Annotated in this window: 11 protein-coding genes; 9 read left to right on the forward strand and 2 right to left on the reverse strand. The window is 33.5% G+C overall.

The window, feature by feature from the left end; genetic code table 11:
- Nucleotides 1–234 precede the first annotated feature (234 nt).
- A complete protein-coding gene (locus tag VS182_RS04300) occupies nucleotides 235–879 on the reverse strand; it encodes a flavin reductase family protein (protein WP_479483954.1) in 645 nt (214 codons plus the stop codon).
- 982 nt (nucleotides 880–1,861) lie between these two features.
- Here VS182_RS04300 and VS182_RS04305 point away from each other — a divergent pair.
- Together VS182_RS04305 and VS182_RS04310 are read left to right on the forward strand one after the other, a co-directional pair.
- On the forward strand, nucleotides 1,862–2,581 hold the full coding sequence (locus VS182_RS04305) for a tRNA (adenine(22)-N(1))-methyltransferase (RefSeq protein ID WP_479483955.1): 720 nt from the start codon (nucleotides 1,862–1,864) through the stop codon (nucleotides 2,579–2,581).
- Nucleotides 2,582–2,673: 92 nt separating this feature from the next.
- Nucleotides 2,674–3,783 (forward strand): Nif3-like dinuclear metal center hexameric protein, encoded by a 1,110-nt coding sequence (locus tag VS182_RS04310; RefSeq protein WP_479492344.1) that lies wholly within the window; start codon nucleotides 2,674–2,676, stop codon nucleotides 3,781–3,783.
- A 129-nt stretch (nucleotides 3,784–3,912) separates the two neighbouring features.
- Here the strand turns inward: VS182_RS04310 and VS182_RS04315 are convergent, their stop codons facing one another.
- Nucleotides 3,913–4,587: a CAP domain-containing protein gene (locus tag VS182_RS04315; RefSeq protein ID WP_479483957.1), complete on the reverse strand. Its 675-nt coding sequence runs from the start codon at nucleotides 4,585–4,587 to the stop codon at nucleotides 3,913–3,915.
- A gap of 628 nt (nucleotides 4,588–5,215) precedes the next feature.
- On the opposite strand from VS182_RS04315, the gene VS182_RS04320 reads away from it, so the two are divergent.
- From VS182_RS04320 to VS182_RS04350, 7 genes are all read left to right on the forward strand, one after another.
- Nucleotides 5,216–5,971, forward strand: a complete 756-nt coding sequence (locus VS182_RS04320; RefSeq protein ID WP_479483958.1) for a Stp1/IreP family PP2C-type Ser/Thr phosphatase — start codon at nucleotides 5,216–5,218, stop codon at nucleotides 5,969–5,971.
- 31 nt (nucleotides 5,972–6,002) lie between these two features.
- The gene (gene pknB, locus VS182_RS04325) at nucleotides 6,003–7,652 is read left to right on the forward strand and encodes a Stk1 family PASTA domain-containing Ser/Thr kinase (protein ID WP_479485149.1); all 1,650 of its coding nucleotides are present in this window, start codon (nucleotides 6,003–6,005) and stop codon (nucleotides 7,650–7,652) included.
- Between the two features lie 36 nt (nucleotides 7,653–7,688).
- Entirely contained in the window at nucleotides 7,689–8,585 is an 897-nt protein-coding gene (gene rsgA / locus VS182_RS04330; RefSeq protein WP_479483959.1) for a ribosome small subunit-dependent GTPase A, read from the forward strand.
- Nucleotides 8,586–8,590: 5 nt separating this feature from the next.
- Entirely contained in the window at nucleotides 8,591–9,226 is a 636-nt protein-coding gene (gene rpe, locus VS182_RS04335) for a ribulose-phosphate 3-epimerase (protein ID WP_479483960.1), read from the forward strand.
- Complete coding sequence (locus VS182_RS04340; RefSeq protein WP_479483961.1) at nucleotides 9,223–9,891, forward strand: thiamine diphosphokinase; 669 nt, start codon at nucleotides 9,223–9,225, stop codon at nucleotides 9,889–9,891. Before rpe ends, VS182_RS04340 begins: the two co-directional genes overlap by 4 nt.
- A gap of 144 nt (nucleotides 9,892–10,035) precedes the next feature.
- On the forward strand, nucleotides 10,036–10,128 hold the full coding sequence (spoVM, locus tag VS182_RS04345) for a stage V sporulation protein SpoVM (RefSeq protein WP_479483962.1): 93 nt from the start codon (nucleotides 10,036–10,038) through the stop codon (nucleotides 10,126–10,128).
- Nucleotides 10,129–10,273: 145 nt separating this feature from the next.
- Nucleotides 10,274–12,433: a RelA/SpoT family protein gene (locus VS182_RS04350; protein WP_479483963.1), complete on the forward strand. Its 2,160-nt coding sequence runs from the start codon at nucleotides 10,274–10,276 to the stop codon at nucleotides 12,431–12,433.
- Nucleotides 12,434–12,439: the final 6 nt, after the last annotated feature.

The following is a 12,439-nucleotide window of genomic DNA, read 5'->3' on the forward strand; positions in this document are numbered from 1 at the left end:
ATATTTTAAACTTTGGAAATATAATAACATTTTATTATTTTAATTAATAATTTACATTTTTTTGCTTTTTTTGCATGTGCAGCACTTAATTGAATTTGCTAACAGCTATTAGCCTGCTTTTTAAGTGCATGCGATTAGATTCTTAAACTTTCTTTACAACGTTATTTTGGGATAAGCTTATGAAAGATTAATTAATCAACACAAGTTATTTAAATTACTTGTGTTGATTAATCTCTAGCTATTTTTAGAATTATTTTCTAATGGTTCACAAGAAGATTGCTCTAAAGAAAAAATATTACCTTTATTCACATAATCATTTCCAGATAAACGTCCAACAGGATCTAATTTTTTGATATCTATTTTACCGTTAGTATATATGTCATCATCAATGTGAAAATTTACTACTTCCCCGATAAATAAATCGGCTTGTATTTCATCTTTCATCCCGGCTAATTCCATATGATTTTGCAATTTGCATTCCATTTGGATTTTAGCTGACGAGATACGTGGTACCTTTATGAAAGAACTTTTAGCTAATTTAATAGCAAAAGCTGTTGCTTCACTTTTATCTGGAGGTAAAGGAATAGCTGTATTATTCATTAATTCCGCATGCTTTGTATCTACGATATGGACAACAAATTCTTTTTGGCTGACAATATTAGCTGCGGTATCTTTCATTGTACCATCACGTTTACGACCACAGCTGAAAGTGAGTAAAGGTGGGTTTGATCCGATGGCATTGAAATAACTAAAAGGTGCTATATTTACTAAACCATCTTTATTATGTGAAGATACCCAAGCTATAGGTCTAGGTACAATACAACTGATCATCAAATTATAATTCTCAAACTTTGTTTGTTCGCAGGGTTTTATTTTCATTAATATCACCTTCCTTAAACACTAATTTTGGAATTTGTTATTCAACATGATATTTATCATAACAGAAGTTTATCTTAAAAGATGCTTATCAAAAAGATTTTTTAATGACAGCATCAATTGTTAATAAATATAATTTATTTATATTTTATGTTTCTTGTGGATTGATATCAACTTTGTTTTAAATAATAATGACATTTATATTATATATATTGCTTTTAATAGCTAATTTATATATAAATTACAAAAAATAATATATATTTTTGTTTAAGTATTTTAAAACTGAGATCTTACTTTTATCTTGTGCCTAAATCTTAAAAACACCATATAATACAGGCATGATTATATTATATGATGTAGGCGGTTTGAATATTATGTATGAATCAATATAAAAATATTACTAGTTTTATCATAATAAATATATTTTTCATTTTGATGTTCTTGTTATTTTTGGGTTTTAATAAAATTATATTTATTTTATCCCTCAAAAAACAATAGAATTTTTTATTAGAATAATGTTATTTGCTTTCGATTTATTTATGAGTAAATTTTGATATTTTAATTATAAAAAGTTTTGATTAGAAATATTTTTATATTTGATTTATAAGTTACGGAATAGTTTTTTTATACTTTTTTTGGTATATTTTTTATAATCATTAAAACATTTCAATGGGCCGCGAGGTATTTCTTTTTAATTATCATGTCTTATTAATTATCATTTATGATGAACTTAATTTAAAATATCAATATAGCCGATTATTAATGATGTAATTTAAACATAAAAATATCCATGATCATCTATTTTAGTTCATTATATTGGGTTATTAAATGATATTTATATGGATGTGAGGGCAATTTATATATAAAAAATAATCTAGTGCTAATTATTAGATAATTATTTATTTTTAACCTTAAAGTTTATACAATTTTTTTCTTTGGTCTATAATGGTTGTTTATAAAGCTAGAGATTTGGGAGCAGATAATTTTGAAATACTTGTCAGAGCGTTTAGGTTGTATAGCTTCTTTTATTGATGAAAAGGATCTTGTGGCAGATATTGGTTGTGATCATGCTAAATTATTGCTATATCTTGTTGATAAATATGATATGTCTTGCATTGGTATTGATATTAATGAAGAGCCATTGCGTAATGCGCAAATAAATATTGATCAACAATCCAAATCATTTCGCATTGATCTTCGTCAAGGTTTTGGTCTACAAAGGTTATGTAAAGAAGATAACGTAAATACGATTGTCATTGCTGGTGTGGGTGGAAAGTTAATGGTTGATATTTTGGCTGCTGATTTATCGAGATTAACAACCATAAAAAAAATTATTTTACAACCAAATGTCGGTGGTTATAAATTGCGTAAATGGCTATACGTAAATCATTGGTCTTTGGTAGCTGAAGAGCTATTATTAGATAAGGGGTATCTTTATGAGATCATGGTAGCTAGTTCATCTTGTTGTCCTAATCCTTACCATGATTTATCATTAGTAGACTTAGACCAAGATTTATTATTTATGTTTGGGCCCTTATTATTGAAACAAAAACATCCGTTGTTGCGTAACCGTTGGCAAATAATTTGGGAACTAAATCAGCGTATTTTATTAGCTTTAACTGAGAAACCTGCTCATCCTGTGAGGCTGAGTTGTTTGAACTTTCGGTCTAAACTTTTATCTTTAAAGGATAAATTTTTTTCTTAAGCTAAATCAAAAAAAATTAGTATCTTATTTTTATTATCAACCTTATATATTTTGAAATTTAAAAGGTTTAAATTTACAAGGAGTGTTACGAGATGTTAAAAGGTAAAGAATTAATATATTTTTTAGATAATTTAGTACCTCGTAGCTATGCTATACCAGATGATCCAATAGGTTTGCAAATAGGTGATTCAGATGAACCTGTTCTTGGGATTTGCTTAGCTTTAGATTTAACACAAGAAGTTATTGATTTAGCTAAGGATAAAGGTGCGAATTGGTTGCTTCTACATCATGCTCCTTTATATCGGCCATTGAAAAACCTTAATAAGAAGTTGCCTATGGAACGTTTAATCGCGCAAGCGCTTGCGCATAATCTTAATATTTTTGTTTTGCATACTAATTTAGATATTGTACCATGGGGTGTAAATGGCGTTTTAGCTGCCAAATTAAAGCTTATTGAGCAAAAGACGCTTTGTTTTGATGAACAAGTTTTATTTTATAAATTGATTGTTTATGTTCCTAAAGAATCCCTAGCCAAAGTTCGTGCGGCTATTTTTGCGGCTGGTGCAGGTAGTATAGGTAATTATCGTAATTGCTCCTTTAGTATCCAAGGAGAAGGTTCTTTCACGGCGTGTGCAGAAGCACATCCTGCTATTGGTGAGCCGGGTGAAAGTACATTTGTTACGGAAGAGCGTTTAGAAACAATTGTACCTTTTCATAAATGGCATAATGTTTATACTGCTATGGTTGCTAATCATCCTTATGAAGAGGTTGCTTATGATTTATATAAACTGCAAAATCATAATTTATACCAAGGGTTAGGCATTATTGGTCAATTATCGCAATCGTGTACGTTAGCTGATCTTGTCCAACATGTTTGCCAGCATTATAAAATAGATCATGTTCGGTATGTAGGTGATGAAAAACACCAAATACGTAAAGTAGCGATTCTTGGTGGTTCTGGAGGTAGGTTTTGGCAAAAAGCATGGCGTATGGGTGCGGATGTATATATTACAGGAGATATTGATTATCATACGGCGATGTTGGCGCGTGAAGCTGCTTTTCCACTCATTGATCCTGGTCACTACGTGGAAAATTTGGTTTTGCCGTTATTAGAGAAGAAATTAAAGAAGCAATTTCCTCATATATCTTTTTATTTACATATACCTGATAATATTTTTTCTATTTTTAACAGAAAAAAATGAAAGAGCGATTTTCGGTCGCTTTTTCTATTGTAATTATTTTGAGTTATTTAAAATAATTTACTCAAAACACATAAAAATTAACATAAAAAGAAATTAATTACAAAATAAATGAATTACAAAATAAATGAATTAGAATTGTAACAATAGGATTGAGAAAGAAAACGTTGATGTAGTTTGATTATAAGAAATACCTGCACCTGTATGCGTATAATGAGTTGTGAGAATTTCTTGTTTGTGTTTTGCGTCTTTTAAAATATCTTGCCAGATTTTTTCGGCTTTTTCATAACCTATTGCTGATATTTCTGTGGCATTTTCAAAATTTAATTGGATATCGGTTAACATATTAAACGTGTGTCGTTTAATAATCTGACCATCTGATAATTTTATCATCCAATGGTAGTTTAGTTCAGTTTCTTTAGATAGTAAATTAGCGCGACAACTAGCTAAATCGTTTAATAATTGATACACACTTAACTTATGGAGACCTTCTTGGGAACGATAATTATTTATTTCATCAATAGCTGATTTAACATTTTTCTGACCTTCTGTGTAGTTGCTGTTAGTGTGATTGGCGCATAAGTGATGATAAGAAGCGAAAGGAATATCATTGGTCGGTATAAGTTTTTCATGGTCTAACTTAGCTGAAAAAGATAGTGTATTACGGTTTTCGCCATTTTTCGATTGATATAATGAATGGATAATATGATTTCTAACTTGATTATTACGTTGGTTTTTTCGTTCACCACAACAAGGAGGTCTTTGGTTATTTTTGTTATAGTTTTTATTAATCTTATCTGGATTCATGTTATAATCCTCTCATTAGTACATTTGAAAATGCATGCCAAGTATTTGTTTTAAATATATTTTTTTATTTTTCATTCATTTCTGAAATATAAATGCAAAAATAAATATTTTGCATTTATATAAAATATTTATTTTTCTTCAAATTGATTATGCTTATTGCAAAAATCCACTAAGTTTAAACACAGGCCCTTTATAAGGATTTTGGATTCCTGAGAAGTATATATTGGTTTGTTTGATCAAAATTGTTACAATTGATATACATCATTTGATCAAGCTCTTTTTTATCCATTTTAGTTTTGTTATAATTACCTTTTAATTTTCCTTTATTTGCTTTTTTATTGTAATGATCGAGGTTTGTTAGTACTGATTTTATTTTTGGCAAAATTTTTTATTGTATTTTTTGATATTTTTATTTTTGGGCCATTGTGTTTAAATCAATGTTATAATTACTTTTATTATTATCTAGCTTATTTTTGTTTTGGTTAAGTTTTTTCATAGTTTAAACATCAGTACTAGTCTTGAATTATCTAAATTAGCATATAAACTTTTTATATTCGATTGATTTATGCAATTTTTAAATTTTGCCCACTTCTTGGCAAGTAGCTGGCTTGGGAAAGGGGTAATATTGATGGAGATGGTACAGCGAACTGACATTGGGCATGTAAGGAGTCATAATGAGGATCGAACAGGTTTAACGCGTGCTAAATGTGGCATAACCTTAGCTATCGTTGCCGATGGTATGGGTGGGCACAAAGCGGGCGAATTAGCTAGTAGGTATGCGGTGGAAAAAATACAAGAGATGCTTATTTCGACCACTTTACGTGTAACGACTGATGAGAAGCGTAATTTGCTTTTTAAAGCCGTGCAAGCTGCTAATCAAACGATTTATGATTTAGCGCAAACAGATCCTAATTTACGTGATATGGGTACTACAGTTTTAACTGCTATTGTAGATGAACGTGAGATTGTTTTGGCGCATGTAGGAGATAGTAGGTCTTATTTGTTACACGAGGGACGTTTGTATCGTTTGACAGTTGATCATACCTATGTAGAAATTTTGAAGCAACATGGTCAAATCACAGAAGAGGAAGCTAAGAGTCATCCGCAACGCCATTGGATTTTGCATGCTGTAGGTACGAAAAAAGAAGATGTAAAGGTTGATATTATTAATACTCCTTGGCAGGAGGGAGACGTTCTGCTTCTTTGTACTGATGGTCTTACCACAATGGTGGAAGATAGGGAGATTGGTCTATTGCTCGCTTCTCGTACGATGCAGTTAGAGGAAAAAGCTGATTCCCTTTTACAACGTGCTTTAAATGCCGGTGGCACAGATAACGTTTCCTTAATCCTTTTGCGACATACAGGAACATCTTCTTCATCATAAAAGGGATGCGAAGGGGGAACGAGAGGTGGCCATGCAGATGATAGGTAAGAAGCTGGGAGGACGTTACGAGATCATCACCCGTGTTGGCGGCGGGGGCATGGCTGCGGTATACAAAGCTCGGGATGCGATGCTTCAGAGATATGTTGCTATTAAAGTTTTGAATGAGTCACTGAGCAACGATGCCGAATTTGTAAGCCGATTCAGCCGTGAAGCCCAATCTGCTGCTAGTTTGTCGCATGCTAATATTGTGAATGTTTATGATGTAGGCTGTGACAAAAATACACATTATATTGTGATGGAGTTAATCGAAGGTCCCACCTTGAAGCAATATGTTAGATCCAGGGCACCTTTGCCTATAGAAGAGACAGTTGCTATTGCAGTACAGATATGCGATGGATTACGCAATGCACACGAGAATCAAATTGTACATCGTGATATTAAGCCCCATAATATTCTTTTAGGTAGTCTTGGTAGAGTTAAAGTGACTGATTTTGGAATTGCTCGCGCTGTAAGTTCATCTACTATTACCCAAACAGGTGCAGTGATGGGTTCTGTGCATTATTTTTCACCCGAACAAGCGCGTGGAGGATCTATTGATCATAAATCAGATCTATATTCTTTGGGTATTGTGTTATATGAGATGTTGACGGGCAAGCTACCTTTTACGGGTGATGCTGCGATTAGCATTGCTTTAAAGCATTTACAAGAACCTGTTCCTGATCCACGCGATTCTAATAAGGATATACCGGAATCATTAGTATCTGTGTTACTAAGTTCTTTAGAAAAGGATTCTAAATTGCGCCTTGCGTCAGCCTTTGATTTTAAAACAGCTTTACTTAAGGCGGTACCTATTGATCGCCAGCAAGAGATTCATTGGCAATATTGTGAACTTGAGCATCAGCCATCAAAACAAATAATGGAAAATCAGTTGGATGCGACTAAAAAAGCTTCTTCGGATATACCTTTTAAAAAGAAGGTGTTCAAGAGGCAAGAACGTGCTGCAGAAGCTACTTTTTTACAAAAAAATACAGCATGGTTAAAAGAAGGCACCCAAAAAGCTCCTTTCTGGCAACGGGCATTGTTTGTTATTTTCACAATAATTTTAATTATTGTTTTGAGTATGTGGGGTGTTATGACACTATTAGGATGGATAAAATCTTCTAAGGATAATAAAATTGATCAAATAGGTGAACAAATTAAAGATGGAAATTTGAATAACAGAAATGATGCTGGTCAAATTATTGTGCCCGAATTTCAAAATGAAGAGCAGGCGCGTCAGTTTGCTCGTTCATATGGCTTGCTTGATCCTGTATTAACGACCATGTATAGACCGGGTGTTGAGGAAGGTACGCTTCTTAAGCAATACCCAGCTGCAAATAAGCCCCTTTTACCTAATCAGCCGATTCGTTTATTCATTGCTTCATCATTTAGTAGGGATAATAGCAGTACGTCGGGAATGATTTCCTATTCAGGTCAATATGTAGGTCAATTCGAATCCCGTATTGATGCTTTAGGTTTACATCCCCACAAAATATATTGTAATTTATCGAATAGCAATTTACAGCGCGGTAAAATCATTGCTCAATCACCTCGACAACATACTATGGGTGAACCGTTAAAATTATGGATTTATGTTAAAGATAGGCCAGAATGCGATTTTTCATCTACAGAAGAAAATTAAAAGATTTAAAATCAAACTATTTAAATGGAGGAATATTTGGAAGGGCAAATTGTAAAGGCGATTAGTAATTTTTATATCGTTAAGGATAAAACAGGGCGTTATATAAACTGTCAAGCACGTGGTTTTTTTCGGTTTGAAGGCAAAAAAGTTCACCCTTTAGTTGGAGACTATGTTATATATGAGTCTTGGGAAACCTCTAAAGGGTTAGAAGGACGTATTTTGTCTCTCTTAGAGCGTCGTAATGCTTTAATCAGGCCGCCGATTGCTAATGTTGATCAAGCGATACTCGTTGTTTCTCTAGACGCGCCTTCTTTGCGTCTGTTAACCATTGATCGTTTGCTTGTACAAGCAAAGCTCGTTTCTACAGAAGCTATTTTGGTTTTAACTAAAGATGATTTAGTAACTATTGATTTTAAACATAGTATTGCTAAGATATATACCGATATTGGATACTCGGTTTTTATCTCTAGCTATGGTAAGATAGCCAATCTTGATATATTGGAACATAAATTAAAAGATAAAACATCTGTTATGGTAGGAGAATCAGGTGTTGGTAAATCGACATGGATGAATCAGTTATTACCCCAAGAAAAAATTAAAACAGATATTGTAAGTTTTAAGACATCTCGTGGTCGTCATACAACGCGGGTTGTTCAGTTATTTCCTTTACCTAAAGGCGGTCAATTAGCGGATACACCGGGATTTAGTCGTTTATCATTACCTCTTAAAGAACCTTATAAATTATCTTTTTGTTTTCCTGAATTTCAAGAATTACCACCATGCTATTTTCGGGCCTGTTTGCATGAAAATGAACCTGATTGTTCTGTGAAAAAGGCTTTGGAGAAAGGGATTATCGTTTCCAGTCGTTATCATAGTTATTTATTTATTTTAAAAGAATGTAGGTCATGCACTAAAAGACATAGGGGGCATTGATAATTTTGTGTAAGATTTTACCTTCTTTGTTAGCCGCCAATTTCGCTTGTCTTGAACAAGAAATAAAAGATATTGAAAGTTTTGCAGATGGCTTGCATTTAGATGTTATGGATGGGCATTTTGTGCCTAATTTAACATTTGGTCCACCCATTATTAAAGCTTTACGTAAAACTACGAACTTGTTTTTTGACGTGCATCTTATGGTACAAAATCCCGATGCTTTACTTTTGGAATATATTGAAGCAGGTGCTGATCGAATTACGATTCACCAGGAGACATCGCCGCATTTGCATAAACTTGTCCAATATATCCAACAAAAAGGTAAACAAGCTTCAATTGCACTGAATCCAGCATCTCCTATTCATTTGATTGAACCCTTGCTTCCGATGTTGGATGCTGTTTTGCTTATGACGGTGAATCCAGGTTTTGGTGGACAAGCTTTTCTTCCTTTTGTACTGGAGAAAATCACACAATTACGTGCTTTAGTCGGACCAAATTTACCGCTCATTGTCGATGGGGGTATCGACAATGAGACATCTCAACTTGTTATCGAAGCAGGTGCTAATGTTTTAGTAGCAGGATCAGCTATTTTTTCCCAAGCTGATCGTCGTAAAGCTATTTTATCTTTAAGACCGCATTGAAAAGGGTTTTTATTGTAACAGGGGGCAGTTGTTCTTGGCATAATTTACACAAATATCTGTCGCAAGCAACAACTGTTATCGGTGTTGATGGTGGTTTGCAAATTTTAAGCGATGCTAATATTATGCCTGATGCTGTTATAGGGGATTTTGATACGGTTGATCCAGCTACGCTGAATATTTTTTTAAACAACCCAAAACAAAATATACGACCATTCTTTAAAAAATTGGATACTTCAAAAGATTTGACAGATACACAAGCTGCTTGTCAATTAGCCATCGATGTATATCGAGCTCAAGAAATTTGGCTTTTCGGTGCTTTAGGTGGATCGCGCTATGATCATGTTTTGGCTAATATTATGCTTCTTGAATGGTTAGAACATAAAAATGTCAAAGGTTTTATTGTTAATGAAACCAATTTGATCCAATTACTGAGGGGACCACTTACCATAGAGATAAAAAAAGGTGAATATAAATATTGTTCTTTATTGCCTATTACGCCTAAACTCCATGGTATTACCTTAAAAGGCTTCTTATATCCTTTAGATGACGATACCCTTTTGCGTATTTATCCCGCAATCAGTAATCAAATAACTTCTAACAGCGGTTTATTATCTTTTATAAAAGGAAAAAGTTTGCTGGTACAGAGCAATGATTTTGCAAGATGAAGGTTAAAAGCACATTTATAGCATATAAGGAATATAATGCAGTATTTCTCCCCCTGTATCCTTATAAATGTACTAAATCAGGTATGGTGAATTTTTCTAAATATACTTAGGATATTAAACTGCGGAAGAAGGAGTGGATTTTAAATGCGATTTTACACCTTCAAGTTACCAAAATTTATCGGCGGCTTTATCAAAACATTTTTAAGTGCTTTGAAGAAAAAAAATGATAATCAATAATGACGAATGAAAGCAAGGCACCTAAAAAGGTGCCTACTTCTTTATGACAAAAAGCCATTTTACAACTATGTATGATTAAGAGATAATCCATACAAAGGAAATTATCATATCTATCATCTTATAATTCCAGATAGGATGGTGTTATATGCCAGCAAAATCTTTATTCAATAAAGCAGCATTATATCTAGAAGAAAAAGATATGGATATCTTACATGAGGCCTACGCTTTTGCTAACAAAGCTCACTTTGAACAATTTCGGCGTTCAGGCGATCCATATATTTGGCATCCGATTGCTGTAACAGAAATTGTAGCTGGACTACAACTAGACGTCTATGCACTTATATCAGCTTTGTTACATGATGTTGTCGAAGACACAGCTGTTAATCTGGACGATATTGAAGCTAAATTTGGTGCAACAGTTCGCGAATTGGTTGATGGCGTAACTAAATTAAAACGAGTTCAATATCATTCGCGTGCGGACCATCAAGCAGAAAATTATCGTAAAATGTTTCTAGCAATGGCCAAAGATTTACGCGTAGTCATTATTAAATTAGCGGACCGGTTACATAATTTGCGGACACTTTTTCATATGCCAGCTTATAAACAGAAACGCATTGCTGAAGAAACATTGGAGATCTTTGCGCCTTTAGCTCGTCGTTTAGGTATATCGAAATTTCGTTGGGAATTAGAAGATATTTCTTTACGTTATTTAGATCCAAATAAATATTATTCTATTGCTAATCTTATGAAAACAAATCGTAAGGACCGAGAAAAATATTTAGATGAAATTATTAGTATCTTGAGAACGAAATTTCAGAACTTAAAACTAAATATTATTGAGATCTCTGGCCGACCGAAACATATCTATAGTATTTATTGTAAAATGAAAGAACAAAACAAACCATTCCATGAAATATATGATCTTATGGCTATACGCATTTTATTAAAAAATGTACGTGACTGTTATTCCGTCCTTGGTGTAGTACATACTGTTTGGAAACCCATGCCTAGTCGATTTAAAGACTACATTGCTGTGCCTAAAGCTAATATGTATCAATCGCTGCATACCACTGTGATGGGGCCAAGGGCTGAACCACTAGAAGTGCAAATTAGAACAGAAGAAATGCACCTTACAGCTGAATATGGTATTGCTGCGCATTGGGCCTATAAAGAAAAAACTAATGTTCCCACACAGGGTATAGCTAATAAATTACAATTTTGCAAAGAGATGTTAAGTTTGCAACAACATACACGCAATGCCCAAGAATTTGTCGAATGTTTAAAAATGGATTGGTTTACGGCCTCGGTTTTTGTTTTCACACCCAATGGTGATGTGCTTGAATTACCTGTAGGGTCTTATCCATTAGATTTTGCTTTTCGTATTCATACGGAAGTTGGTTTTGGTTGCATAGGCGCAAAAGTAAACGGTAACATTGTAGCGCTTGATTACAAGCTGCACACAGGTGATATTGTAGAAATTCTAACTTCTAAAAATAATATGGGACCTAAACGTGATTGGTTAAACATTGTACAATCTTCTTTAGCTCGCAATCGTATACGAAACTTTTTTCGCCGCCAATGGCGAGACGAAAACATTGCTAAAGGTCGTGATATATTAGAAGAGGTTATGCGCAAGCATAATTTAAATGTTACAGCAGCTTATTTAACATCTGCAGCTAAAGAACTTAATTTTAATAATGCCGATGATCTTTTTGCTAGTATAGGTGTAGGTAGCTTTCTACCAGCTCAAATTATTGCTATACTAAAAAAAGAAGAACAGTCGGTAAAAGTTAAAGGTAATCAGACAACTGATAAACATGATTACCGTTTGCGAAAAAATGTGAATCGTACAAGCGATGTCGAAGTAGCTAATTTAACCAATATGCTTATTCGTATGTCAAGATGTTGCTATCCCCTACCTGGTGATGACATCTTAGGTCATGTGACTAAAGGCAGGGGCATTGCTGTTCATCGAGTGTCATGTGCCAATTTGTTAAAGATCGTCGATGAGCGTAAAGTACCTGTTTCTTGGGTTGATGATGCAAATGAACCTTCTAAAGCTAACTCTTATATGTCAGAAATTGAAATTACAGGTTCTGATCGAGGCGGTCTTCTGCATAGTGTTCTACAAACTATATATAGTGAAAAAGCTACTTTAGTTTCTGTGCATGCTCGAAAAACAGCCAAATGTATGGCGGTTATTGACCTGCAGCTCAATGTTTCAAACAAACAACATATGCTTTATATTTTGCAGAAAATAAAACAAATGCCGGATATAGACAGCGTTAAAAGGCATAAGGCATAAAGGGGT

This window comes from Pasteuria ramosa, from assembly GCF_056496785.1.